The following is a 27,000-nucleotide window of genomic DNA, read 5'->3' on the forward strand; positions in this document are numbered from 1 at the left end:
TTATGATTTAAATTGAATTTTTACTAAATTTAATAATTAAAGTAAAACATAACCATACATGTTATTTCTTTTACAGAAAAATGTGTGTGTCGTTGAGAATTATGCCTTCTTCTAAAATAAAACAAAACATATTGACAAGGCATATATATGACGTTGCAACTCTCTATAAATTTACTAAAATCGGAATGTATTCAATTGTTCACTTTATTCTCTTAAATATACAATTGCAATAAGTTTTCAGAAACGAAATTAGTGTGAATGCTAGAGAATAAAGGAGTTAAACTGTAATGTAATATTTTGAACTGATAAAAAAACGGGAAGTGTTTATAAATCATCACTCCCCGTTTTTAAATTAATTTGCACATTTTTGTTGTTTTTTATATGCTTCATTTTTGTAATGTTCTCTTTCTTTGTTAGACATTTTCTTCCATTTCTTTATGAAATCTTCGTATTTAGGGATAACCTCGTTCACCTCGCCAAAGTCTTTTACCATTCCGAATTCAAGCCATAAAATCTTATCACAGAACTGTTTCATTTGTCCGATCGAATGGCTGACAAAAATCATCGTTTTCCCTTGTTTTTTAAATTCTTTCATTTTTTCAAAACTTTTTTCAGCAAACGCCTTGTCTCCGACAGATAACGCTTCATCTATAATTAATATGTCCGGATTTATATTGACAGAGATAGCAAAACCCAAACGTGACTTCATTCCACTTGAATAAGATTTTACCGGTTGATCAATAAATTTTCCTAGCTCAGAAAATTCGATTATATCCGGTTCCATTCGCTTGATCTCTTCTTTGCTAAATCCAAGCATTAAACACTTTAGTTCAATATTATCTCTTCCTGTTAACTCACCTTTTAAACCAGCTGACACAGCAATCAAAGCAGCATCGCCATTGACTTGAACAATACCGGATGTTTCAGGAACAATGCCTGCAATGATATTTGATAAAGTCGATTTTCCCGAACCATTTATTCCTAGAAACCCAACAACATCCCCTTTTTCAACTTCAAAACTTACATTTCTCAAAGCATAAAAGTCCTCACCATAGGATTTAGGTGTAATTAGGTCTAAAATTCTTTCTTTCATTCCGTTATATAATTTATATTTTTTTGTTACGTTTTTAACTATTATTGCCTTCTCCATCATACCACAAGCCTTTATAAGTAATCGATAAAATGTCTTCTAAATTTCATGTGTAGCATTGAACCAAATAAGAACAATACAATGACCAGTCCCCAAAAATAAAGGGTATATGGCCAATTCGTTATGAAATACCACTCAGTTCCAAAGAAAGCAGAACGATATCCTTCAATTAAATAGTATAAAGGATTTAATTTCAAAATTGTTATGATTGTAGCATTATCTAAAACAGCTGAAATTGGCCATAAAACTGGCGACAAATAGAGAAACATTCGTAATGTCGCATTTAAGAACATATGAACGTCCCGAATGATAGTTGATAATGTAGACATAATTAAAGATACAGCAAATAATAAACAAATAGTAGCAAACATAAAATAAATGAGCTGTAAATAATAAACATTTATAAAGTATCCCATGAATTGGAGCAATATTAAAACTATTATTAACATGAATAAATGGACATAGAATTGAGAAAATATAACAAAACTAGGGATTGCACTCATCGGAAAGTTCATTTTAGATAACATGGCTAATCGAGTGTAAATCGATTTTGAACCTTGTATTGTCGATTGATAAAAGAAGGTCCAAAGAATAAATCCACCCATTAACCATGCAATAAAAGGAACATCCATCCCAGGTATTACTTGAATATCAGCTCTTTTTTGGATGCTACCAAATACAAACCAATAAATTAATATTTGAATTAATGGATTAATGACTTCCCATGCCATTCCTAAGTAATTATTTTTGTTTTTGCTTTTTAATTCATATAACGAAAGTCTTCTAATTAAATAAAAATGATTTATTTGCTCTTTTATAACGGTTATAGCAGATTTCATGAAGAAATTCCTTTCAATAGCTATAAGTATTCAACTTTTTGACTACTGTTAGAATTATACTCAATATAAAGATGAAAAACAATCAAGGCTAAAATAACCCTCACCTTGATACTGTTTTAATTTTACTACTTTCTATTCATTATCAAAAAATGATCGGCCGTTTTATTTTATAGTAGTTATCCTTTCACAAGGTTTTAAATCATTAAAAAAACACACTTTCCACAACCCTTTTGGAAGCTTCACCGTCTTCCAAATAACAAAATTTATTATAGAACATTTCAAAAGAATTCGGAACTTGAAAATTATTGCGTTCAAAATAATAAATTTGCTGCAGTACCTCATCTGTTGTATATGTCAACGGTCCAGGTGCTTCTTTTTCAATATCAAAATAGAACCCGCGAAGTTTATCCCGATAACTGTCGATATCATATACAAAAAAGATGATCGGCCGTTTTAAATTAGCATAATCAAAGAATACGGAGGAATAATCTGTGATGAGAAGATCCGAAATTAAATACAAATCGCGAATATCTTCATAATCTGATACATTATAAGCAAAACCTTCAAAATTACTTAAATCAAGGTTTTCTACAATTAAATAATGCATTCTTAACAGAATGACATAATCATCTTTTAATCGTTCTTTTAGTTTTCCTAAATCAAGGGCTAAATCAAATTTATATTTTCCTACTTGATAAAACTGATCGTCCCGCCATGTAGGGGCATAAAGAATCACTTTTTTCTTTACTGGAATATCCAGTTTTTTCTTTAATTGATCAATTATTTGCTTTGTGTTATGTGTATACAAAAAATCATTCCTTGGATATCCTGTTTCTAAAATTGTTTTTTCAAATTTAAAAGCCCGTGCAAATATTTCGGTTGAATATTGATTAGGTGAAATTAAGTAATCCCATCTTTTTGCTGCATTGGTGAAATTTCGCTTATATTTTTCAGTATTCGTTCCTGGCATATGGACTTCCTCCATATCATTTGCCAGCTTTTTCAACGGTGTGCCATGCCAAGTTTGTAAGTATATCGTATGCTTGGGCTTCGGAATCCAAAGCGGAAGCCTGGTGTTAATAACCCAATATTCCGCCCTTGCCATGGCAATCAACCATTTTAGAGAAAAACGTTTAAGATAAGGCACTTTTTTTTCTACAAAAACATCTGTATACCCTTTCTGTACACTCCAAACCATTTTGAATTCCGGATGATGCTTCTGCAAATACTCATAGATCGCCCTGGGATTGCAGCTATATTGTTTTCCTAAGTAGCTTTCAAAAACAATGAGATTTTTTTTTACGGGAAGTTGGGAAAGGATCATAAAGATCAATTTGTACAGCTTTACCACCAATGACTTAACCTTGAATTTCTTTACCAATCCCATGAATTTTTGATTCATAACTTACACCCTTATACATAAAATAATCCGATTGAAACAGTTCCCTAACTAACCTTTCACTAGATTTTCCGTCCGAATATTGATTCCATTTTTTCGAAAATTCAACAATGCTTTCAATATTATAGTCACCTTTCTTAATATGATGAATAATTTCATCCGTGTTATAGACTATCGGCCCCGGAACTTCTTTTTGATAATTTTCTATAATCCCCCTTGTATGGCTATATTGATCAAAATCATAAACAAAGAACAGCATAGGCCTCTGCAGTAATGAAAATTCAAAAGGCACCGAAGAATAATCAGTAATTAATATATCCGTAATAATTAGCAATTCATTGATATTGTCATATTCAGACAAATCATAGACAAAACCGTTATAGGTTGATTCTAAATTTTTTGCCTGCTCGCGAACTGCAGGATGCAATTTTATGATGATAATATATTCATCGCATAAAGCATCGTACATTTTTTTGAAATCTAACTGAATCCGAAAATTTTCTATTAAGTTATCTCGATATGTCGGAGCATATAAGATTACTTTTTTATTTTTCATTATCGGAAAACGAGAAAACCAATGGTCTCGAATCTTTTTTTTGCTTTTTAAGTCAAAAAAAAGGTCGGTACGCGGAACCCCTGTTTTTAAAATCCGATCAGAGGTGAGATTAAACGACTCCATAAATATTTTGGCCATCTCATTCGAACCGACAACAACTTTATGAAATTTTTCATACACTTTTAAAAATCTTTTTTGAGCCCTTTTTGATCGCTTTTTAATAGATAAATCTTTTAAACCGAACTGTTTTAAGGCTCCTACAGCATGCCATAGTTGGATGCATTGAACTTCTTTTTTAAACGAAACAGCCGATAGGAAACCGTAGTAGTTGTCAATAAATATATATTTTGAAGTAGCGAGATGGTAAATCGATTGAATCATGTCTATGACATTCGCCGTTTCAAAAGATAAAACAGGTTCATCGACTTCTTTTAAAAAATCAGTTTTTTGTTTTGCTAAAAAGATTACTTCTATATTCACATTTTGTTTCCGTAAAGCCCTATAAACATATAAAGAATTATCGCCAAACGAAACAACAAATACCGCTTTATCTTTCAGCGGGAAAAGGCTAAAAATTTGAAAAAATGTTTTAAAAATAATCAAGTAAAGCCATATAGCTAATTCCCTAACCATTTTTTATCATTAAGTCCTTTTTAATTTTTGTTGTCGAAATGCCAATTGTTCTTGGTAAATATATTACTTGGCAGTAATCTTTCAAAAAATCAAAATGTCCTTCCCAGTCATCGCCCATTACAAAAATATCCACATCATGTTCTTGGATGTCACGAACTTTTTGATCCCAAGATTCTTCAGGAATAACTTCATCGACATATCGAATTGACTCAAGGATTAATTTTCTATTTTCATATGAATGATAAGATTTTTTCATTTTTTGCTCATTAAACTCATCTGTTGAAAGACCGACAATTAAATAATCCCCAAGTTCTTTCGCTCTTTTTAATAGATTGATATGACCCCAATGCAGCAAATCAAATGTTCCATAAGTAATAACTTTCTTCACCCTTATCCCTCCTAATTTTAAGGAAAGTATCCAAAGAACCATTCATATTTATATAATTCTGTTATATTATCATAATAAACAAAAAAATCCACAAAGGATTTACATTTAATTTACATTATTATAACTTTTTAATACAACATTTATCAAATTTAATTTTTACATTACAAATGAACTGTCAAATCAAAATAAAAGGCCTTTCATTTTTTTGCACATCATCCATTATAAGCCTTAACAAATTTAATTTCAAACTAATATTTTAACATAGACGAGATGCTATCCATTGAAAAAAGTCTTCCTGCAGGAATTTACCCTTTTTGAAAAATTTGTTGTTAAATAATCTCAAATGAATTCGGCTTTATATCTTCAAAACCAAAATAATACAGAATCCCCTTTACAATTCGTTCTGATGCCTTGCCGTCTCCGTAAGGATTGGATGCTTGCGACATTTTCTGGTATACCTTTTCGTCTGTAAGCAGTTGTTTAGCTAATTGATATATTTGTTCTTCATCAGTACCGGCAAGCTTCAAGGTTCCTGCTTCAATTCCTTCAGGTCGTTCAGTTGTATCGCGGAGAACTAAAACAGGTACGCCTAAAGACGGAGCCTCTTCCTGCACGCCGCCGGAGTCTGTCAGGATAATATGGGAACGGGCGGCAAAATTGTGAAAGTCCAAAACTCCCAGTGGTTCAATTAAATGAATCCTGCTGTCATTTCCGAGAATTTCAACTGCTACCTCGCGAACAGCCGGATTAAGGTGAACAGGGTAAACAACCTGGATATCAGCAAATTCTTTTACTAATCTTTTAATGGCCCGGAACATACTTCTCATCGGATGCCCTAAGTTTTCGCGTCGGTGTGCAGTAAGCAGTATCATTCGGTCATTTCCAATTTCATCAAAAATTTCGTGGTGATAATCATCTGTTACTGTTGTTTTTAAAGCATCTATTGCCGTATTGCCTGTTATAAAAATCGAATCTTCCGGCTTATTCTCTTTTATTAAATTTTCAAATGCTTTCTTAGTGGGAGCAAAATGCAAATCCGCCAAAATTCCTGTTAATTGGCGGTTCATTTCCTCTGGAAATGGAGAAAATTTATTATTAGTGCGAAGCCCCGCCTCCACATGACCAACGGCAATCTGGTTATAAAACGCAGCTAAACTAGCAATAAATGTTGTCGTGGTATCTCCATGAACAAGAACAATGTCAGGCTTTACTTTTTTCATTATGCCATCTAAGCCTTCTAATCCTCTTGTCGTAATATCAACTAACGTTTGCCGATTCCTCATAATATTCAAATCATAATCCGGAACGATACCGAAAACATCCAATACTTGATCAAGCATTTGGCGATGTTGTGCCGTAACGGTTACAAATGACTCGATTTTGTCTGTATGTTTTTTGAGTTCCAGCACTAACGGAGACATTTTTATTGCTTCAGGTCTAGTTCCAAAAATCGTCATTACTTTAATTTTTTTCAAGAACATCACCTTCACAAATTTTTTTCGAACATAATATATCTTAACATTTTTAATAAAACTGATTTGTAAATTTCTTGAGATTCCCCTTATTTTTTACCTAATATTTCCGTTTTCTAATCGAATATTCCAAAAAGTCCTCCTTTAGTTCATCTCGGCTTAGAATAAAGGATACAATTGCCTCAGGGTAACCAAGTTAGTCGGTGATGCTCTAGCAGAATAGCGAACATCTCGCTGCCGATAAATGTTTTGATTCATAAATTTGATTCATAAAGTTGACCCTTTCGACTCATTGGCGAAGCTTAGGATCTGTCGCACAATTTGGAGCAAATCCTATACTTTTCTATACAAATTTAAAAACGTTCTCCAACCTCTCGTTTTTCTCTGCATATGCCGATAAGAATTCAAAGGCAGCCAGCTTCCTATGGAATGCTTGTCAACAATCGCAATTCGCAGTATTTCTTTTGACTATGTCTTAGTTGCCGCAAAAAAAATGTGCCTAAATCGACAGTAGACAGGGATGAAGCTTTTTTTATTTAGCACAATCCTCACTATTGTTTCATATATTATGAACCGACAGCTAGCAACACTATGGAAACAACAACTAAAAAATGACAGCGTTTTGCCTTGACGTTGATCTTTGTCTAAGCTACCATTCTCAACAAAAAAATCGACAAAATCACTATTTCCCGGAAAATGTTATATTATATACTTCCTTCCGAAAAAATTTATCATTAATCCGCAGCGACAAAATATTTAATTAAATACTCTCCCCATACCTGATTTCCTTTTTCGCTCGGTTTGGATCGGTCTTCTGTAACGTATTGCTTCAATTGCTCGTCTTCCTTATCCGGCCAATTTTCCCAATGGTTTAAATATGTAAAATGGTTTTCTTCGGCATATTGTTTGAGCGCATCTACTTCCTTAGGATAAAATTTTGCACCAAAGAGCGGGTGTGCAGGCTGCAGCATAATCGATACGTCAGGATTTGCTTCTTGAATTTTCCGCAAGATGTCCGTAATGTTGCTTAGAGTATTGTCAATGCCGACAACGCCGTTATCATTCAAAATAAACGGCTCGAAAAGGAGGATGTCAGGCTTTTTGTCTGCAATTTTTTTATATAATTTTTTATTCAATACACTATGCGTTGTCTCCTCGGCATCGGAAACAATCGAGATGTTAAAGAGCTCATCTCCATATGCAGAAAGAAGCTCCTTTTTCAGCTTTTCCGGCCACCCATTTTGATCGGAAGGAACTGATTCAGATCCCCAAATTACAAAGTTCAATTGTTTCTCTTCTTTTAATGCTGTTTTGATTTTTTTCTGAACATCCTCCGGTAAATTTTTGGCGTAGTCCTCTCGTGTATCATTTTGTTTACTATTGTCTTCCTTTATATTTTCTGCAGATGATTCCACAGAAGCAGCTGTCGGTTTTGAAATTTTCTGTTTCCAATAAAAATGGCCGACAATAATTGACGCTATACATAAAACGACAACATTACTAACAATAATCCTTTTTTTCACAGATAATCCTCCAAACGACAAATTTCTCACTTTATTATAGCGGAAAATGCCCTGCCGTTCCATGCTGTCAATTCATTTTTTCAAGCGGTGCTGACAAGTGTATACGAAAATATTTTCCTCACAAATATATTGTCTTAATAGAATTGGAAACTTATAATCAGATTAGATAAATTTAGTAATGAGGGATGGAATTATGAGATCAGATAGACAGAGAAAAAAGAGAAAGAAATGGCTCTGGATTTTGTTATCAGTCATTGGAGTTTTCATTATTGCCACGGGATCCTATGCCTTTTACATTTGGAACAAAGCACAATCGACCATTGCCAACATTCAAGAAAACATCGGGCGGGATAAATCAGACAAACGCGATCAGCAAGTCAACTTTAAAAATCGCGATCCTATTTCCATATTGCTGATGGGTGTTGATGAAAGAAAAGGAGACCGAGGACGGTCTGATTCGCTCATTTTGATGACAGTCAATCCAAAAGAACAGTCAATGGAAATGGTCAGCATTCCCCGCGATACAAGAACAGAAATTGTCGGAAAAGGCATTCAAGACAAAATTAACCACGCCTACGCTTTCGGCGGAACAGAAATGGCTATTAAAACGGTTGAAAATTTCTTAGATGTGCCGGTTGATTATTTTGTCAAAGTGAATATGGAAAGCTTTCGCGATATTGTCGATGCAGTCGGCGGTGTGACGGTTGAAAATGATTTAGATTTCACTTACGAGGGCTACCATTTTGAAAAAGGAACCATTCACTTGGATGGCAAAAAAGCTCTTGCGTATTCAAGAATGCGATATGATGATCCAAGGGGCGATTTCGGCCGCCAGGAAAGACAGCGGCAAATTATTGAGGCGGTTATTGAAAAGGGAGCAAGCATTACATCCATTACAAAATTTGGAGAAATGTTTAAAGTCATTGAAAACAATGTAAAAACAAATCTTACATTTGATGAAATGTGGGCAATTCAAGAAAATTACAAAGATGCCCGAAAAAATGTCATTCAGCATCAAATAAAAGGGAGCGGAAAAAAAATTAACGGCATTTACTACTATATTGTGCCTGAAGATGAACGTCTTTCCCTTTCCAACGAGCTGAAAAAACATTTGGAATTAAAGAAGGAAACCGCTGAAAAATAAAAAATAGTGCGGCAGTTCACCATTCGATCGCATTTTTATAAGAACTGCCGCCATTCCCTATAATAAAAAATCCCCGCAAGCCTAGAATCATTCAGCAGCATTATGATTTTCGTTTACAATCATAACAAGATGGCTTCTCATATAAAATAAAGGAATGGTATTCCTTCCCCTCATTGATCCTTCTCTTATATGTATCATTGATATGAGACGCACTTTTCATTTTGTTGTAAATGATACTCATATGCTTCTCCACAACGACTTTCTCATGATTGATTAAAACGATTGTTGAATGCTTTCCTTTTGAAACGACATGTCGAATAGCCGAATGCGCAATCCATTGGCAGTCTAAATGCTCCATTGATTTAGTAGGGAAAAAACAAAGATCAAGGGCAGGAATGCATACAGGAAGCATGCGCTGGCGCGGCAGGATTTTCTTAGCTGCCTCAATGATACCGTTAAGAGACACACCATAATAGTTGCAGCTCTCCGCCAAAAGATCCTTCGGCTTCTTTTTCACAAGATACTTTTCATACTTTTCAATAACAATTGTCCAACATTCCCCATACGTATTAAAAAAAGGAAGCAATGCTAACGTGTCACAAGTTACAATATAATTTTTGACCTGCTCCACTCTTTCACCCCTTTTTCTTCACTATTTGACAATCCTTGCATGACATTAGACTTTTTTACTAGTTCTTTCGATGTATATTATACACGAATTTCAAGAAAATTTGGTAAATTTCTAAACTTTTTTGTAAAAAAAAAAAAAAAAAAGAAAAAAATTCCATGATAAAACCAAAAAATTAGTATAATATTATCATTACGAGGTGAACTTATCGTGAGAAAAAAATCGACGATGGGGCGAATGGCATCTATTTTTTTATTTACGTTTTTTCTTTTAAGCGTTTTTTTTATTACGTGGCGCTCGAAGCATGTCGATTCAAACGACTCTTTTGCAAGCATTGAACCTCAAATTCCGACCATCTTTGTCCATGGCTATAAAGGAACAATGCGCTCGTTCCAACATATGCTGCATCGTTTTGAATATGATTACCGCTGGGGAACAAAATCAATGGTCATTCGAGTTGATCGCATGGGCATTGTCCATATTTCCGGAACAATCCCACAAAACTTAAAAAATCCTTTTATACAAATTGTTTTTGAGGAAAACCGCACAAGTATTGAGGAAACGGCAAATTCTCTGAAAAAGGCAATGCGCTTATTAAAAGAAAACTATTCGGTAGACGAGCTATACATTGTGGCTCATTCGATGGGAGGACTCGTTTCGACAAAATATATCGAGGACACGAACAACTTGAAGGATTACCCGATTGTCCGCAAAATGGTGGTCATAGGCAGCCCGTTTCAAGGAATAGAACAGGAATCTTACCATAAGCTGAATACAGGTAAAGCAATCATTGATTTAAAGCCAGATTCTCATGCTTTACTAGAAATATTGAACAACCGGGATCAATTTTCTAAAAAAACGAAAGTTCTCAATATCGCAGGGATCAATCCCGAGTATAAAGACAGTGATGGAGTTGTCTCCATCCAGAGCGCTCTCAGCGCTAGAAATATTGTTCCGTTAGAAAATTATCATGAAATCATTGTTAAAGATAAACTTGCCACACACAGCGGTCTTCATGAGCATCCGAAAGTGGACAAGTATATCGGCGAATTTCTATGGGGGTACAATTGAGTTGGGGAAAGTATTTCTTCAACCGAATGACCTTTTTTCAATAAAAACCCCGATTCTTCTCCCTCCTTTAAAAGGAGAAAGAAGAGTCGGGATAAATGTTTTATACATGAGATACAATGAGAACACATTTTCCTTTTATTGCGAAATCGCCCGTTTGGTTCGGCAAAATAAAATGAGCCCCTTTTTTTAGTGTGTATGAACGGCCATCATGAGTAAGCTCCCCGTCTCCCTCAATCACGCTTGCAAGAAGGAACGGATGATTTTGAACAAACTTCCCTTCGCCGTCAATCTCCCATTTGTAAACTGAAAAAAATTCGTTTTTGATAAATGTGGTAATCGTTGCTCCTTCCTTTACTTCCACAGAACGTTCAATCGTGTAATCTTTATGAGGAACAGTCGCCACCTCTATCGCTTGTTTCAAATGCAATTCTCTTTTATTTCCGTTTGCATCTACACGGTCGTAATCATACACTCTGTAAGTCGTATCAGAACTTTGCTGCGTTTCAAGGATGAGCGTTCCTTTGCAGATGGCGTGGATGGTGCCGCTCGGAACATAAAAGAAGTCGCCCGGTTTTATTTTTACTCTTCTCAGCAATTGATCCCATTTTCCGCTTTGAATCATGGATACGAGCTCTTCTTTCGTTTTGGCATGATGACCGTAAATGATTTCCGCATTTTCTGAGCAGTCAATGATATACCAGCACTCCGTTTTTCCTAATTCGCCATTTTCGTGCTTTTTTGCATATTCATCATCTGGATGCACTTGTACGGACAAATCGTTGTTTGCATCAAGAATTTTCGTTAAGAGAGGAAATCGATCCCCTTTTATTCCGCCGAACAATTCTCGATGGTTGTCCCATAATTCACCCAATGTTTTTCCTTTAAACTTTCCTTCTGCTACAATGCTTTGACCATGCGGATGGGCAGAAATCGCCCAGCATTCTCCTGTTGTCTCCGTTGGAATTTTGTAATGAAAATGAGTGCGAAGGTTTGTTCCACCCCAAATTCGATTTTTAAAAACAGGCTTTAAAAAAATTGGAGACTGCACCACCTTGTTCCACTCCCTTTCTGCAATAATTTCCCCATTATTTATATTAAGCAGTTCTTGAAATTTTTTCACCTTTTTTCATTTTTTATACAGAGTTCGCTGAAGAGAAACCTTCAATATCAAAACAGAAAAGGATGCCGAATTCTTTCAACATCCTTTTCTTTTTGATTTGTTATCAAATTTTCGGATCACTGTTCGTTAGCATATACAGTGCCAGTCGCCTGACTGGAAACCTGCTCTTCTTGAGAAGCTTTTTCCGGATGAAACTCTCCTTCCATTTTTGACACAACAACTGTTGCGACACCGTTTCCAATTAAATTCGTAATCGCACGGGCTTCTGACATAAATCGGTCAACACCGATGAGAAGTGCAATTCCTTCAACCGGAACCATTGGAAATGCAGCCAAAGTAGCGGCTAATGTAATAAATCCGGATCCAGTCACACCAGCAGCGCCCTTTGAAGTCAGCATTAAAATTCCAAGTAGAGTCAGTTCTTGCCAAATGGTTAAATCTATCCCATATGCCTGTGCAATAAAGATAGCCGCCATTGACAAATAAATCGACGTTCCATCTAGGTTAAAAGAATACCCAGTCGGAACAACAAGACCAACAACAGACTTAGAACATCCGTACTTCTCAAGCTTTTCCATCAATTTTGGCAATGCGGATTCAGAGGAGGAAGTTCCTAACACAAGCAATATTTCTTCCTTTATATATGCGATAAATTTTAAAATGCTGAACCCGTAAAATTTTGTGATCAGTCCCAAAACGATCACGATAAATAAGAACATCGTCATGTAGACAGAGGCCATTAATTTTCCTAAAGACACAAGCGATCCCAGACCGAAATTTCCGATTGTATAGGCCATTGCACCAAAAGCTGCAATCGGTGAAATTTTCATAACCATATTTACGATGCCAAAAAAGATATTTGTCAATTGTTCAAACAAATTCATAACAGGTTTTGCTTTTTCCCCTAGTCTTGCCGCTGCTAATCCGAAAAGGACTGCGAAGAATAAAATCGGCAAGAGTTCTCCGTTTGCGAGCGCTCCCACTGCATTTTCTGGCACAATGCTCATGATAAAGTCTAAAGCACCGTGACTTGTTTCCTCTGCTTGTTTCGTATATTGAGAAATATCGCTTCCTTGCACACTATCGGTGTTAAAGCCCTCACCTGGCTTCATAATGTTTACAACAAAGATCCCGATAGCAAGAGCAATCGTCGTAACAATTTCAAAATAGATCAGAGCTTTCCCGCCGATCCTGCCTACTTTTTTCAGATCACCCATCGATCCGATGCCGATGACAACGGTGAAAAATACAATTGGTGCAATCACCATTTTCACTAGTTTAATAAAAATATCTGCCAAAATCTTTAATTTCGCCCCGAACTCAGGGAATAAAAATCCAACTGTAATCCCTAAAATGATACCGATAATAACTTGTACAGTCAGGTTTTTAAAGTTTATTCGCATCTATCTCTCTCCTTTCCCCTTTGATAACGTTTTCAAACGTCCGTACATTTATGTTAATAGAATGTTCAAAAAGTTTTAATATTATGGTTTTATTAATCTTTTTGTTCTTTTTGGTCTCAAAATTAATTTGAATGGCCAAAAATGAGAAAGGATCAGCACCTCCCTAGTCATTCTGGGAAACAGAAGCAGAAACTCTTAATAGATTCATTTTTGCTTTTCAACTACTCCCGCTTAAAGTCTAACGAGCTTGTCACTCCAAAGAAACGTAAACGGCTTGTTCTCCTTCCTTAACAGAGCTGGTTAACTACTGCCCAACGACTCTCACGCTTCAGTCGTAACTCCAACGATGACCATTTTCATAACCGATTGTCCATTTGTAACCCAAAAAAAAATCAAAACACAACGGGCGATAAACCATGAGATCGAGTTTCTTAGAATCATTCATTCGTTTCAAATAGTTACTGCCGATAAGCTGAAAGGTTTTATTTCAGCCATTCCTGTAAAGAAAGTTCAGCCGCTGTGATGTCCATGTACTTTATCTTACATCTTTCCACCGAATGCTCGTTGGACTATTTCTTGTGGTGTATCATGCGTAAAAATGGATGAGAGCGGCGAATATAACACCTCTTTTTTTTCTCTCAAATTCCATAACTCAAGTTTGACACCATTTCACTACATGTGGATAACTAAAGGTGATTATACCAATAGTTATCCACTTTTTTTATCGAAAATATAATCATTATGTAGTGTTATGTGGATAACTTTTGTATATTCAATAATATGTAATATATGTTATACTATTAGTGCTATGTATATTCGAATTAATAAGCAAAAAAATAAAAATGGTTCTGTTCGTCAATATCTACAAATATGTCGTACATTTCGTGTAGACAATAAAGTTCGGCAACAAACGCTTTGTAATCTAGGGAGGTTAGAACATTTATTAGAGAATGGCTCTGTCGATAACATAATCGAGGGATTAGCCAAATTTTCAGAGCGTTACTTTGACCGAATTCACGGGCAAGGCTCTTCCTCTTCTGTCTCCGTGCTTTGGACAAAAGAGTTTGGGCCGGTTTATCTGTTCCGAAAGGTATGGGAAAAGTTAGGGCTTGGTCGGCTATTACGTAAAATCATGGATGATTCCGAGGCTGCTTCTCAGTATGACGAAGCCATTTTTGCCATGGTGTTAGGTAAAACTTATAAAAATCAGGTTGCTTAACCATGCCCTTCATCAGCTTTCCGCATTGTAGTGGCTAGAATGGAAGCCGTCAAGGAAAGCGCTTGACCTCTTCCATTCTACCCACTTAGTGGTCTGCAAGCTGACGAAGGAGCTACTCTAGATTGAGTATCAATCTCGCTAACTTATTGCCGGAATTGTGTGAACATCACAGAATATGGTGATGAGACATTTTATTTAGGTGGATGGCCTAAAAATTTACAAGAAATTTTTGGGATGAAACCGATTGAAACAGACAGCCTCTATCCAAAGGACCGGAATTACGTTTTATACCATGATAAAAAGTATGAGTTGAGGGATTATGCCACAGTCCTGGAATTATATACTGCAAAGAGTGAAGGAATTTATTTGCAAGATTTTTATGCCAATACACCCGCAATAACCAGCCATCAATATCAAGCTGGTAAAGCTTATTTCATAGGTGCGAGATTAGAACGACAATTTCAGACTGATTTTTATAATAATTTAATGGAGGAATTGTCGCTAAAACCCGCCTGTCCTGTTCAGCATGGCAAAGGTGTATCTGTCCAAGTAAGGCATGACAATGAAAATGACTATATCTTTGTAATGAATTTTACGGAGGAAGCACAATCCGTTACGTTTCATTCAACGGTCAAGGATATGATAACCGGCAAGGAATTAATAGGTGAAGTGACCTTAGAAAAATATGAGGTAAAAATTGTAGAAAAAACGAGAACGAATTAGCTGTTTTGCACACAATCTCATGAGCGGGAGAAAAACCTCCTGCTTATGAGAGTTTTATAATCTGTTGGCAACAATCAATGTCTTTTTTATATAATAATGAAAGTTTTAAAGTTCAGTTTATTGAAAGCGGTTTCACAAGCTATCGTATTCGGTTAATGACAATCCTTTAGAAACTTGAATAGAGTAATTGGTTTTTTCAGGAGAATAACGGGTTGACCTATAGATATGCCCTATATTTCCAAATCTATAAAACGAACAATCAACCTCATTAACTATAAAATTTTTACGAAAATACGAACTATTTCCTTTACTCTCAACAATTTTGTATTACTATCTTTTTCAATTGGTGATATAATGTTCAAAAAATATTTCCTTTTCAAATTTTTTTTCGAGGCGATGAAGGGATGAAAGTAAAAGATGCATTAAAAATTGGCGAATTAGCTTCAGGAAAGATCGTTGCTGGTGAAAAGGGGATTTTCCGGAAAATAGAAACCGTTGAAGTCATGGAAGTACCGGAAGTATTGAATTGGGCAACTCCCGGTATGTTAGTATTAACAACCTTTTATTCAATAAAAGACGATCCGGATAAACAAATTCAAGTTGTAAAGGATTTGATATCGATTGGGGCGGCTGGTTTAGTTATAAAAGTCGGAAGATTTATTGATACGCTTCCGGAAGAAATGATTGCCATTACCAATCAACATGACTTTCCCATCATCTCTTTGCCTAAAAACATTTCCTATATAAACGTGTTAACACCACTTTATGAATGTTTATATAAAGAGAAGTATTTTGGACAGGGTCGTTCGGAAAATCCTTTGTCAAAATTTGGAGCAATGGAAATCGATTCGGTTCAAGAAGCGCTTGATGTGCTATCAAAGATGTTAAATGGATCCGTTTATATAGAAGATAACGAAGGAAGACTTCTATATTCTGCAAAAAACTTTACATCCGATGGATGGAGAAAGTCAACGGCACTTTTTTCACTGCCAACCTATCAGCGGTATGATGAAATGTTGGAGGAGTGGACAACTAAATTTTCACACACGAAAAATATTTTATTTAGTATAGAAGGATATCGAAAGCAAATGATTATCCCGCTTACTTATAAAAACCGCGTATTTGCCGTTGTCCACATTCACTGTATCAATTCTTTAATCACGGATCCTGTCTTTCAAAATCATTTAGAAGAAGTGGGGAACAAGCTAAAAGATGTATTATTGAAAGAACAGTTGTATAATCAGAGAAAACGTCTAAACGATTATGAACAAATGAATGGGTTTCTGAAGGGTTTTGACCATTTGGATCAGGCAAACGAAAAGAATAATGTCATTATTCACTTTTATTCGGACAGTTTAAACATCCCGTATTCCAATCCGTCTTTGATTGACTATGAAGGTTTAATTCGAAATAAGTTAATGGATTTCATTGAGCAATTGCAAATTCATAAAAGTCAAGTGTTTATCTTTATGAAAAACAGAAAATTTTATGCGCTCCTAACAGGTATTGAAGAGAATTATAGTGAAATGGTCCAACGGTGGAAAAACCAAATAGAGGCGTACAATAAATTGGATCCTTTAAGGGGATTATATGTCTCGATTAGTCCTTATTTTGGAAAAGGAGCCAACCTCGATACGGTCGTGCAATCTGTTACAAAAATCATCGAAGTCGGTTCGAATGTAAAAAAGGGAGAATATGTTTACACATATAATGAAATGGGAATTTATCAGTTTTTACTAAATTTAATTGATGACCCGTTTGCGAAACAATACGCACTGAACTTTTTGGCGCCATTGCTGGAAGATAAAAAGAATGATTTATTAAAAACATTGGAAGTTTATTTACAGGAAAATGGCAATGTTTCAAAGTCGGCAGAAATTCTGTTTATTCATCGGCGTACGATGACCTATCGATTGAAAAAAATTGAACAATTACTAAATATAGATTTAAACAATTCGGAAAATCGTTTTATTTTAATATTTTGCTTAAAAATCATGAAAATAGCTTAAGAGAGGCGAAATAAATGGTTCGTCTCTCTTTTTTGATTCATCACCACATTTTGTGATTTAACCCAAAAAATAAGGAAAACACTCACGAATTCCTGGCAATAATGTTAGCGTCACTTAACATAACAGGAGGTTCTAAAGTGTTTTCCGTATCACTAGATTTGCCAGAATTTGAAGTTGTTAAACAAGTGTTTCTTGAAGATTGCAGTTTGTTACATGTTGAGAAAAATACTACAGAAGAACGCTGTTCTTACTGCGGTTTTTTTTCTAGTCATGCCCATGACTGGCGGACAAGAAAGGTTCGTGACTTGTCCGTATTAGGTAAGCCCCTTTTCTTGTTTGTCAGAGTGTATAGATACCGTTGTCACAACTGTAATGAGGGATTTTCACAAACATTTGAATGTATCCGTCCTAATAAGCATCAGACCAATCGGTACAGAGAATATCTGTACGAAATGTGCATTGGCTCTACTATCCAAGAAGTGAGTCGAAAGGAAAAAATACCTTATACAACCGTTGAGAGAATATTTTATTCCGTTGCTAAAGAAAAAGAGAAGGAGCATTTAGAAACTCTTGAAAGTGTTTTAGAAGACAATGAATTAATCCTTAGCCTTGATGAGATCGCTGTCCGAAAGGGTCACCGATATGAAACAGTTCTTATGGATACCCAATCCGGGAGTGTGCTTGGTATGGAACATCAACGGAGTTATCGTTCAACTCAGATCTTACTTGCCAAGAAGATTCTGTCTGATAAATGCGTTCATACCGTTGTTATGGATATGTGGGATCCCTTCCATAAAGCTGTTAAATCTATATTCCCAGAGGCCTGTATCGTCATTGATAAATATCATGTGGTGCAAAAGGTGACACATGCACTTGACCAAGTTAGAAAGAAAACTCCTGGACTAAAAAAGGGACGGTTTAAACTCTTGAAAGGTTCTGAAAAGTTAACGGCTAATGAAAAACAACAATTAGACGAGATGCTCAAAGAGCATTCAGAATTGTCATATGCCTATTTTCTAAAAGAACTCTTTAGAGAAATATACCAAGTGAATGACTATGATACAGCTGATTCACTCTTAGAAGAATGGATTCAACTCGCATGGAGCAGCCCATTTCCTTCATTTCATCAAGTAGCCAAGACGATAGAAAATTGGAAGGCACAAATTTTACAATATTTTCTTACCCCTTTTACGAATGGCCGGATTGAAGGGACAAACCATAAGAGTAAGAATATCAAAAGACGTGCTTTTGGCTTCAGAAACCTTGAAAGATTTCGGCTACGTGTATTTTTGGAATGTACAGGTAAAACTTATAAAAATCAGGTTGCTTAACCATGCCCTTCATCAGCTTTCCGCATTGTAGTTGGTAGAATGGAATCCGTCAAGGAAAGCACTTGACCGCTTCCATTCTACCCACTTAGTGGTCTGCAAGCTGACGAAGGAGCTACTCTAGATTGAGTATCAATCTCGCTAACTTATTGCCGGAATTGTGTGAACATCACAGAATATGGTGATGAGACGAAATAAAAATATGATTATTTTCATTCATATTCACCTCAAAAAATGATTATAAGTTTTTCCTTGAATAGATTCGGATTGATATAATCATTGAAATTAATCCCATTAAAACAGCTATAGCAAAAGGTATCCAATCCTTTATAGATTGAGGTATTGGTAAGTTAAAATTGATATTAATATCAATAGATTGATACCATTCAATAATAGTTGGCAGTATAAATGGAGTTAAAAAGACCGTAATAAAAAAGATATATTTTGTTTTTTCATACCCAAATTTAGTTTGAACAGGAATTAATAAACCGAAAAAAATAGAAATAATAAGAAGAGCTACTCCTACACTATAAATACTTAACCGTGTTAACCCATATGATGCACCAATTGCTGCAGCAAGATTATATAAAAGAAAGCACGCAATAAAAATGACGAGAATAAATACGTATTTTGCTTTAATAACACCATTTCGAGTATATGGAGTTGTACAAAGAAGGGCTGCCCCTTTATATTTATCCTCTTGAAACGAAATCATATTAAACAAAATATATTCCACAAATAAAACAGTAGTAAGAAAACTTATAAAGCTGCCGTTACTTAATCCTAATTTTGAATTGTTAAATATAGGTGCTACAATTGCAAAAATAAGCATAACCAATAGATACTTTTTTGCTAAAATTAAATCTTTTTTAACGAGATGAAGCAACAATTTTATCTCTCCTTTACATAAGCCAACATTACATCTTCAATGGAGGGTCTTTCTATAATAATATCTTTCATTTGCTCACATACTTGATCTACTTTATTGGTAATTCCTTCGAATCCAAATGGTGTTTGACGTAATCTTAAAAATAATTTAGTCGAGTGTTCATTTATTAAACGATTATCCCCTTTTATCAAAGCGTGTCTTTCTAATAGTTCGTCTTTACTTTCATTGAATACGATTTTGCCATTGTCGATTAAAATAAGCATATCAGCTACTTTCTCTAAATCAGACGTAATATGAGTAGAAAAGAAAACACTTTTCCCCTCTTCCTCCATGAAATCTAAAAGTATTTCCATTAACTCATTACGAATTAATGGATCAAGCCCACTTGTTGGTTCATCCATTATTAATAAATCCGCATGGTGAGATAGAGCTAAAGTAATAGCAAATTTCATACGCATACCTTTCGATAAAGTGGCAATTTTCTGGTTTAATTTTAAATTGAAACGATTTATGTAGTTTAAGAAAACAGATTCATCCCAATTCGTATATGCTGGGGCAATAATACTCTTCATTTCTTTCAATGTCATCTCTTCATAAAAATAGCCTTCGTCTAAAACTACACCAATGCGATTTTTTATTTCGCATTCATTTTTTTCCATATCTTTACCAAAAAATTTAATGCTACCGTCATCTTTGGGATAAAGTCCAAGAATGGTTTTAATTGTTGTTGTTTTCCCAGAACCATTTACACCGATGAATCCTGTTATGCAGCCTTCCTTTAGTGAAAAAGTTAATTGTTCTAAGCTGAAACTACCTAACTCTTTTTTTAAGTTATTTACCTCTAAAACGGCTTTCATCATTCATCATCCTCTTCAAAAATGATATCCATCATTGAGTAAAGTTCTTCTTTATTTATTCCAAGAGTTCTAGCCATTTGCCACACTTCTGAGAGCTTTTTTTCCACCAGATGCCTTTTAGATTCCAATAACATTTCCATGTTTTCAGACGCTACAAATGACCCCTTTCCTACAATAGTTATAATAAAGCCTTCTTTCTCTAACTCTTCATATACTCTTTTCGTTGTAAGAACACTAACATGCAAATCATTTGCTAGTGAACGAATGGAAGGTAGTTTTTCTCCTTCTTTTAATTCTTGACGGAGAATGGCACCCTTAATTTGATCTTTTATTTGTTGGTATAAAGGTTGTTCGGAACTGTTTTTAAGTATTATTTTCATAGAAAAACCTCTTTTAACTGTATATGTATTACATATACACCATATACATAATATACAATATTTACAATTAAATTTTAATTAAAAATTTTTGAAATATCAAGGTATTTACAAATTTACGTTTCATGCAGTCGGACAAAATTTTGTTGCAGGAGTTATATCAGTTGGAACAATTGCCGGCATTACAACAGTTATATTTGTTTATCTTTACGCAACAGTACGCGTTCTGTTCTCTATTCGTGAGTTTTATCGGAGCGAACCTTACGCGTTTTTTACTTTTTTGGGGTTAGGGGTAGTTCTTGCTGCAGGAAGTGATTTTTGATTTGATGGCTTTTCTGCAAAGAATGGATTTAAACTTCTCCCTCTCCTTTTCTTTCCTATCAAAAATATAACAATAGTGATAGAACAAAAAATCCCGCTCCCTTTGGTAAAAATAATAGGAGCGGGATAGATATCAGTGTTAAAAAATAGTTGTTTAATTTTTAAAGGAAATACCTCAATGATACGAAAAACAATAAAAAGTCCTTGGAAATTAAAACCATAAGCACGCAAAACAAAGCTCCCCTATCAAAAGATAGGAGAGGATATATTTAGTAATGAAACAAAGAAATTAACGATATATCTTGAAATTAGATGAAAATATTCCTTCATTAGTAAGCGTAAAGTAATCCCCACCTGTATTCAGATGGGGATTTCATGTATGCTTTATTTAGATTTTTTAGGAACACAGCATTCCTGCGGAAGCGTCGGTGACCATGGCAGGAATTCAGCTAATTTTGTTTTATCTGTCGTATCTATATTGGGAAGCTCTTGAAACAGATAGCTAAGGTAGTTGAATGGATCCAACTCGTTTTCCTTGGCTGTCTCCACAACACTATAGATGATCGCACTAGACCTTGCTCCTTTTGATGTATTACTGAAGAGCCAGTTTTTGCGACCGATCACAAAAGGTTTAATTGACCGTTCCCCGCGATTATTATCGATCTCCAAACGGCCGTCCTCTAAAAATGCCTCCAACCGCTCCCATTGGTTACGACAATACTTGATCGCTTTGCCAAGTGCGCTTTTTGGCAGTACGCGCGGCATTTGCTCTTTAAGCCATGACAAAAAAGCCTCAAGCACGGGTTTGCTGTGCTCCAGCCGTGCTTGATAGCGCTCCTCTGGACTTGCATCTTTAAGCTTGCGCTCAATTTCAAAAAGTTTATTGCAATAGGCCAGACCTTCCTTTGCTTTGACGGTGGAAGTGCTCGCCGATTCAGGCAGTGCCTGCAGGGCTTCTGTGAATTTGCGGCGGGCATGGGCCCAGCACCCGACCAATTTCACATCGGGGAGGACGTTATAACCCGCATACCCGTCCACATGCAAATATCCCCGGAAGCCGTCCAAAAAACGGCGTGGGTGCTTGCCTGCACGGGTTTGCTGGTAATCGTATAAGACGATTGGTGTATCCCCGCGACCGGTACGATAAAGCCATATGTAGGAAGTCGATGTCGCTGGCCGGTCCGGTTCAGACAGGACCTGCAAGGTTGTCTCATCCGCATGCAGACGATCCTTCTGTAGGAGGTGCTCATGCATCTCATCGTAAATGAGGCTAAGCCAAGTTTGAGCCCCATAAATTGTCCAATTGGCCAGCGTTTGCCGAGGTATGGACACGCCAAAGCGTTCCAGTTGTTTCTCCTGGCGATACAGGGGCATACCTTCTATGTATTTTTGTGTCATGGTATAAGCCATTGACGACGGAGACGCTAGGCTTCCAGGGAAAACAGGTTCCGGCATCTTCGCTGTCACAATAGGTGTGTTCAGTTCATGACGCTCACAGTGACGGCAGCTATATACATGACGCACATGTTCGACTACTTTCACTTGGGCAGGAATGACTTTCAATTCCTTGCGTACTTCTGTGCTCATTTCATGCATGGCACCGCCACAGCACGAACAGACCTGTTCCTCATCAGACAAACGGTATTCGATCGTCTCTGTAGGCAGGTTTTCAAGCATGCGTTTGCGTTGGCCGTGTTGTTTCTTGCGTCTATATGTCATCGTCTCAACGGTAGGCTCTTCCATAGCTGGATCAGCCGTGGACTCGGCTTCGTTGAAAAGGGAGAGCTGGTCCGGATGGGTCTTCTCGCTGGAAGCTCCGAATCGGCGTTGCTGGCTGAGGCGGAATTGTTCCTCATACCATTTTAATTTCGCTTCCAACTCTTCCTTTTCCATTTGGAGCTTTTCGTTGAGCGCTTTGTAATATTCAATTGTGCCTTTTGAAGTCTGCGCTGATTTTTCCATATGTCCAGTATACGGAAAAGAATCCAACTTGCCTAGTATCGAATTCTTTTTTTATTTATTTGTTTTATAGAAGGATGCGTGCCTTCACTTCCTGATGCGCTTGTTTTTGTTCGATTGGCAAGCCGTCCAGCAGCCAGCGCAGCTGGCGTGAACTGATAGACATGGGCGCTGTATCATTCTCCGACGGCCAGTGGAACGTCCCTTTTTCCAGACGGCGATAATGAAGCCAGAAGCCGTTATGTTCCCATTGAAGAATCTTTAACTTGTCCCGTTTCCGGTTACAAAACACGAATAAGCACGGAGAGAAGGGATCGAGTTCAAAGCATTCCTGTACAATAGCGGCCAGTCCGTCAATCGATTTGCGAAGATCCGTACTGCCACGCGCCAGATAGACACGTTCAAACGGGGAATTCATCAACATTGGTGTTGCAGCACCCGAATCACATCGGTTAATAGATCCAGATTGGCACCGGGCCGTACTTCAACGGAGATCGCATCAACGTGTAAAAAGATCGGACCTTGACCTGAAGAGGGCAAGGATTCTTCTACCTGAACAGCCAGCCACTGCGTCTGGACAGGCGTTTCAGTGCAACTGCCACCGCGGGAGAACTGCCTCACCCAATAGTACATTTGGTGAGTTTTGATTCCTTGATCCCGGCACCACTCCGCTATACTCTGTCCACTCTCTTTCCAGGCATCATATCGTGCTTTCCATTCTATTCTTTTTTCTTTTAGGGTCATGGCAAAACCTCCCGAATCATTCTAAGAAGATTATCACACGGATGACCTATGATCGGAATGTGGGTTTTATTTGACGCTTACCTTCATTATGCATTATGTGGTTCTACTTTAAAAATATTTTTATAAAACTCTTTCATTTCCGTAAAAATAGTAGGTTGAGCGATTCATTTCTAGAATCTCCAATACTTTTGTAATCGGATATCCTTTCTCGCTCCACTGCTCGGCTACTTCCAATTTTTCAGTAAGTGAGGGTTCTTCTTTTTTATCAAATCACGCAAAATCGCGATTTCTAAATCTTTTTCCCCTAATAGCTTCTTGAGCTGTTCATTTTCTTCCTCCAGCCTTTTGATTTCAGCTGAAGAGGAATGGGTAACTGTTTCTTGTCCTAGCTGTCCTTCTTCGTATGCCTTCACCCATCTTTGCACGAGATTCGGGCTAAGCTCGTATCTTCTAGCTACCAATGCTTTATTTCCAACTTCTAATGCTTCTTTCACTACTTGTAGCTTAAATTCCTTCGAATGTTTTCTTCGTTTCATGTACATCAAAAGTCCCCTTCATTGGTCACTTCGATTATAAAAAACACCTTATCGAGTGTCCAAATTCATTAGGGGGCTAATGAGAATGTAACTTTAGATGTTTTTGGTGATATTATTGACATTTTCTATCACGATTTCGCTATTTGGATATTTCTTACAATTGCTTTTTCGTTTTTTATTTTTAAAACATTTCCTTGTCATTGAATAACCATAGCCTAGATCCCCTTATACAATAATATCCATTCCTTATCTATAGATTTACGTATCTTCTTATCTCTCTCAATTTTTTCTTTTATATAAGAAATAACGATTGGAACCATGCGAAGAATTTGTGACCAATTAAGTGCAAGGGGATTCATATGGTAAATCAACCCTGTTTTTATAAAATTTCCAGATAAAGCAATAGAGTGACCCAGCATTAACAAAGATGCTAGCTTTGCTTTTGGAAAGTGGGTTTCTGGATCATCAGAAAACATTTTTGAAGCGTACCAGTATAAACGGATAATAATATCAACTGATGCTGGTACAATGCCCGTAGTTAAAAAATGACGAAAATCATATCCATGCTTGTACATATAGCGAGCAACATCGGTCCAACTAACCTTTTCACCAGAAGGACCAAGTACAAATGGAGATTTAGCTTTAATAAGCTGAACAAGTGTGAAAAACGGCGGTTGAATCCCTGCCTTTGTAAAAATATCAGAAAGTAAATGAAGAAATACTTTAATGATTGCGATGAAAAAATTACTTTCCGGTGAGTATCCATTATTTTTAGCAACAATAAGATTTCCATACTTATCTACAAATGTCCCGGTTCCTTTCATAACATCAATAACTCCAAAAATAAAACCAAGAATGGGATCGTGCCCAAAACTCATAAGTCGATGAAAATGTGGATTTAAACCGGCAACTTCTTGATCAAGAGAAACGTCAGTTGAAGCATCAAAGACCACTTTCGCTTTCTTTTCCAAATCCTCAAAAAATGATTTGTGAATTTCTGAAGATTTCTCCTTAATCCACTTTGTGATTGGAGAACCTTCTTGCATATTACCTAAAAAGTTAGTATCAGTTGGAATTTTCACTAAAAAAATATCAAGAAGGGTTGCAACAAGCCCAGCAATCAAAACAATAAGGTAGTCAGATTTTGTCCATTCGATATTTCCGAAATTTTTTAAGTAATCATCTTGACTCTGTTTTAATTCATTTTGGCTGATAATTTGTAATAAAGGATCTCGTTTTAAATCGATGCCGGCATCACTCAACCGTTGATCAGCCAGTTGTAATAAACGATTGAAATCATTATTAAAATCCGTAGATTCAATTTTTCGGTACGTTTTTACAGGGATATGTATACTTTTCACACTAGGTGATGTAGACGTTTCGAATTTATTGAAATCGACACCTAATGCTTCTAGGCGTTGTCTTATACTAGATAATTCATCTTGAATTATATTTGCTTCTATATTAATTCGTTGTTCACGAGATAAATAATCTTGCAAATCGACTTCAACTTCGGAAAATAACCGTCTCAAATCAAGAAGTTCAAGTCTCTGGTATGCTACAATACGCTCATATTTGTTAAATTTCAAATTGCTCTTTCCTTTCTTCTAAAGAATTAAGTGCAGCTTTAAATATCTCAAGCTCACGTTTCAATTTTTCAAGCAGTTCTTCATTCCGATTGGATTGACTCATGTATTGTTCCAATTTATTTGCAAGTTCATTAATATCTTCTATAAGTATATTTATTGCTTTTTGATGTGTTTTTAATATGTCTTGGATTAGCTTTTCACGTTTGTTCCGTAACTCACGTTCGTTCTTGCCAAGTATCCAACGAACTCCTTTGTAAGCCATGACTCCTAAAATGACAACTGTCCCAATTCCAGTAATCATTGAACTGAGACCTAACAATCCACCAAATCCAAGCGCCGCTAAGCCTGAAGTAATGCCAGCTGCACTTAATCCAACAACGCTTCCAGAAAAATATACAGCTGCAATGGGAACCCCTACTGCTGCGGCTTTTGAAGCTAAATCTTTAGTCCTCTTTTCAAATTCACTTATGGAAATCTCACCTTTAAGAAATTTTTCGTCGTTATCTATAGATTTAATAACAAGTGCTAGAATTTCTTCAGCCTTTTCAGGATAAAACTTTTCAGCTGTAATTATTAGATTGTTATCCAAACGAGGGTTATAATTTGCTGCTTTTATTAAACGTGCTAAATCTTTAATAATTGAAAATTTCATTGCTTCTTGTTCTTCACTATTTAACGTTTGCATCTCACTCATCAAACAATGAAGTACATCAACAAAAGATACGTTTGAATCATTGCTCAGAAAAGCACGAAGGTCATGCCGTGATTCAGAACTCAGTCCAATTTGGGACATAAATAAATATAAATCAGAAAGTTGCTTTGGATGTAATTCTCCCTGTTCTTTTATGAAGGCTATTAACACGCGCGTGTATACTTTTTTCGTTTTTTCATCTAGCACTTCTAGAGTTTTTATTTTTTCTTTTGTCACTGTGTTGCCCTCCTAGCGAATAATTATAATCATAGTTAAAGAATTGAGTAGAAAATACAGATGTTTTTTAGATTTATAAACAGGCTTTTGATAATTAAAAATTTGCAGGTATATTTTACTATAATTTTTTAGGATAAAATCTACAAAAAAACGATAAATTTCGACAAAATTACTTTTAAATAACGATGTGTATAT

General features: G+C 36.0%; 23 protein-coding genes and 3 pseudogenes. 6 read left to right on the forward strand and 20 right to left on the reverse strand.

Annotation, left to right across the window (positions count from 1 at the left end; translation table 11 throughout):
• Positions 1-352: 352 nt before the first annotated feature.
• The 7 genes and pseudogenes from tagH to NSQ61_RS12720 form a co-directional block, all read right to left on the reverse strand.
• A complete protein-coding gene (gene tagH, locus NSQ61_RS12690; RefSeq protein ID WP_340807222.1) occupies positions 353-1,150 on the reverse strand; it encodes a teichoic acids export ABC transporter ATP-binding subunit TagH in 798 nt (265 codons plus the stop codon).
• A 14-nt stretch (positions 1,151-1,164) separates the two neighbouring features.
• The gene (locus NSQ61_RS12695) at positions 1,165-1,989 is read right to left on the reverse strand and encodes an ABC transporter permease (RefSeq protein WP_340807225.1); all 825 of its coding nucleotides are present in this window, start codon (positions 1,987-1,989) and stop codon (positions 1,165-1,167) included.
• A 202-nt stretch (positions 1,990-2,191) separates the two neighbouring features.
• Positions 2,192-3,361, reverse strand: a pseudogene (locus NSQ61_RS12700) (CDP-glycerol glycerophosphotransferase family protein); the annotation flags it as partial.
• On the reverse strand, positions 3,348-4,577 hold the full coding sequence (locus tag NSQ61_RS12705; RefSeq protein ID WP_340807226.1) for a CDP-glycerol glycerophosphotransferase family protein: 1,230 nt from the start codon (positions 4,575-4,577) through the stop codon (positions 3,348-3,350). The gene NSQ61_RS12705 and the pseudogene NSQ61_RS12700, both read right to left, overlap by 14 nt.
• The gene (tagD, locus tag NSQ61_RS12710; RefSeq protein WP_066246898.1) at positions 4,570-4,965 is read right to left on the reverse strand and encodes a glycerol-3-phosphate cytidylyltransferase; all 396 of its coding nucleotides are present in this window, start codon (positions 4,963-4,965) and stop codon (positions 4,570-4,572) included. The genes NSQ61_RS12705 and tagD overlap by 8 nt, the downstream gene beginning before the upstream one ends.
• Positions 4,966-5,294: 329 nt before the next feature.
• Complete coding sequence (wecB, locus tag NSQ61_RS12715) at positions 5,295-6,422, reverse strand: non-hydrolyzing UDP-N-acetylglucosamine 2-epimerase (protein ID WP_375338798.1); 1,128 nt, start codon at positions 6,420-6,422, stop codon at positions 5,295-5,297.
• Positions 6,423-7,171: 749 nt separating this feature from the next.
• A complete protein-coding gene (locus NSQ61_RS12720) occupies positions 7,172-7,960 on the reverse strand; it encodes an SGNH/GDSL hydrolase family protein (RefSeq protein ID WP_339194199.1) in 789 nt (262 codons plus the stop codon).
• A 193-nt stretch (positions 7,961-8,153) separates the two neighbouring features.
• On the opposite strand from NSQ61_RS12720, the gene tagU reads away from it, so the two are divergent.
• Positions 8,154-9,104, forward strand: coding sequence for a polyisoprenyl-teichoic acid--peptidoglycan teichoic acid transferase TagU (tagU, locus tag NSQ61_RS12725; protein WP_144597217.1), 951 nt, complete (start codon positions 8,154-8,156; stop codon positions 9,102-9,104).
• A 100-nt stretch (positions 9,105-9,204) separates the two neighbouring features.
• Here tagU and NSQ61_RS12730 read toward each other — a convergent pair whose 3' ends face one another.
• Complete coding sequence (locus NSQ61_RS12730; protein WP_340807227.1) at positions 9,205-9,735, reverse strand: competence protein ComK; 531 nt, start codon at positions 9,733-9,735, stop codon at positions 9,205-9,207.
• Between the two features lie 207 nt (positions 9,736-9,942).
• Here NSQ61_RS12730 and NSQ61_RS12735 point away from each other — a divergent pair, with 207 nt between their 5' ends.
• A complete protein-coding gene (locus NSQ61_RS12735) occupies positions 9,943-10,803 on the forward strand; it encodes an alpha/beta hydrolase (RefSeq protein ID WP_082829352.1) in 861 nt (286 codons plus the stop codon).
• 100 nt (positions 10,804-10,903) lie between these two features.
• Here NSQ61_RS12735 and manA read toward each other — a convergent pair whose 3' ends face one another.
• On the reverse strand, positions 10,904-11,854 hold the full coding sequence (gene manA / locus NSQ61_RS12740; RefSeq protein ID WP_340808116.1) for a mannose-6-phosphate isomerase, class I: 951 nt from the start codon (positions 11,852-11,854) through the stop codon (positions 10,904-10,906).
• Positions 11,855-12,039: 185 nt separating this feature from the next.
• Positions 12,040-13,326, reverse strand: coding sequence for a dicarboxylate/amino acid:cation symporter (locus tag NSQ61_RS12745; protein WP_063386324.1), 1,287 nt, complete (start codon positions 13,324-13,326; stop codon positions 12,040-12,042).
• Between the two features lie 808 nt (positions 13,327-14,134).
• Between NSQ61_RS12745 and NSQ61_RS12750 the strand changes: the two are divergent.
• The 4 genes and pseudogenes from NSQ61_RS12750 to NSQ61_RS12765 all read left to right on the forward strand — a co-directional run.
• Positions 14,135-14,521 (forward strand): annotated as a pseudogene (locus NSQ61_RS12750) (IS1634 family transposase); the annotation flags it as partial.
• Between the two features lie 153 nt (positions 14,522-14,674).
• Positions 14,675-15,268, forward strand: a pseudogene (locus NSQ61_RS12755) (beta-galactosidase trimerization domain-containing protein); the annotation flags it as partial.
• Positions 15,269-15,672: 404 nt separating this feature from the next.
• A complete protein-coding gene (locus NSQ61_RS12760; RefSeq protein ID WP_340732797.1) occupies positions 15,673-17,277 on the forward strand; it encodes a PucR family transcriptional regulator in 1,605 nt (534 codons plus the stop codon).
• Positions 17,278-17,414: 137 nt separating this feature from the next.
• The gene (locus NSQ61_RS12765; RefSeq protein WP_340807228.1) at positions 17,415-18,608 is read left to right on the forward strand and encodes an ISL3 family transposase; all 1,194 of its coding nucleotides are present in this window, start codon (positions 17,415-17,417) and stop codon (positions 18,606-18,608) included.
• Positions 18,609-18,843: 235 nt separating this feature from the next.
• Here NSQ61_RS12765 and NSQ61_RS12770 read toward each other — a convergent pair whose 3' ends face one another.
• From NSQ61_RS12770 to NSQ61_RS12820, 10 genes are all read right to left on the reverse strand, one after another.
• On the reverse strand, positions 18,844-19,494 hold the full coding sequence (locus tag NSQ61_RS12770; RefSeq protein ID WP_339192839.1) for an ABC-2 transporter permease: 651 nt from the start codon (positions 19,492-19,494) through the stop codon (positions 18,844-18,846).
• Positions 19,495-19,496: 2 nt separating this feature from the next.
• Positions 19,497-20,351, reverse strand: a complete 855-nt coding sequence (locus NSQ61_RS12775; RefSeq protein WP_066251558.1) for an ABC transporter ATP-binding protein — start codon at positions 20,349-20,351, stop codon at positions 19,497-19,499.
• The gene (locus tag NSQ61_RS12780) at positions 20,351-20,731 is read right to left on the reverse strand and encodes a GntR family transcriptional regulator (RefSeq protein WP_066251550.1); all 381 of its coding nucleotides are present in this window, start codon (positions 20,729-20,731) and stop codon (positions 20,351-20,353) included. The genes NSQ61_RS12775 and NSQ61_RS12780 overlap by 1 nt, the downstream gene beginning before the upstream one ends.
• 258 nt (positions 20,732-20,989) lie before the next feature.
• Positions 20,990-21,280 carry a hypothetical protein gene (locus tag NSQ61_RS12790; protein WP_339200065.1) on the reverse strand — a complete coding sequence of 97 codons (291 nt, stop codon included), beginning with the start codon at positions 21,278-21,280 and terminating at the stop codon, positions 20,990-20,992.
• A gap of 153 nt (positions 21,281-21,433) precedes the next feature.
• Positions 21,434-23,011: an IS66 family transposase gene (gene tnpC / locus NSQ61_RS12795; protein WP_445659444.1), complete on the reverse strand. Its 1,578-nt coding sequence runs from the start codon at positions 23,009-23,011 to the stop codon at positions 21,434-21,436.
• Between the two features lie 64 nt (positions 23,012-23,075).
• Entirely contained in the window at positions 23,076-23,432 is a 357-nt protein-coding gene (gene tnpB, locus NSQ61_RS12800) for an IS66 family insertion sequence element accessory protein TnpB (RefSeq protein WP_048622526.1), read from the reverse strand.
• The gene (gene tnpA / locus NSQ61_RS12805) at positions 23,426-23,752 is read right to left on the reverse strand and encodes an IS66 family insertion sequence element accessory protein TnpA (RefSeq protein ID WP_327848417.1); all 327 of its coding nucleotides are present in this window, start codon (positions 23,750-23,752) and stop codon (positions 23,426-23,428) included. The genes tnpB and tnpA overlap by 7 nt, the downstream gene beginning before the upstream one ends.
• Before the next feature lie 224 nt (positions 23,753-23,976).
• A complete protein-coding gene (locus NSQ61_RS12810; protein ID WP_232515537.1) occupies positions 23,977-24,294 on the reverse strand; it encodes a transposase in 318 nt (105 codons plus the stop codon).
• 209 nt (positions 24,295-24,503) lie between these two features.
• Positions 24,504-25,877, reverse strand: coding sequence for a hypothetical protein (locus tag NSQ61_RS12815; RefSeq protein ID WP_094245847.1), 1,374 nt, complete (start codon positions 25,875-25,877; stop codon positions 24,504-24,506).
• The gene (locus NSQ61_RS12820; RefSeq protein WP_094245846.1) at positions 25,867-26,805 is read right to left on the reverse strand and encodes a hypothetical protein; all 939 of its coding nucleotides are present in this window, start codon (positions 26,803-26,805) and stop codon (positions 25,867-25,869) included. Before NSQ61_RS12820 ends, NSQ61_RS12815 begins: the two co-directional genes overlap by 11 nt.
• Positions 26,806-27,000: the final 195 nt, after the last annotated feature.

Source organism: Aeribacillus sp. FSL K6-1121 (assembly GCF_038003725.1).
Classification (GTDB): Bacteria; Bacillota; Bacilli; order Bacillales; family Aeribacillaceae; genus Aeribacillus; species Aeribacillus composti.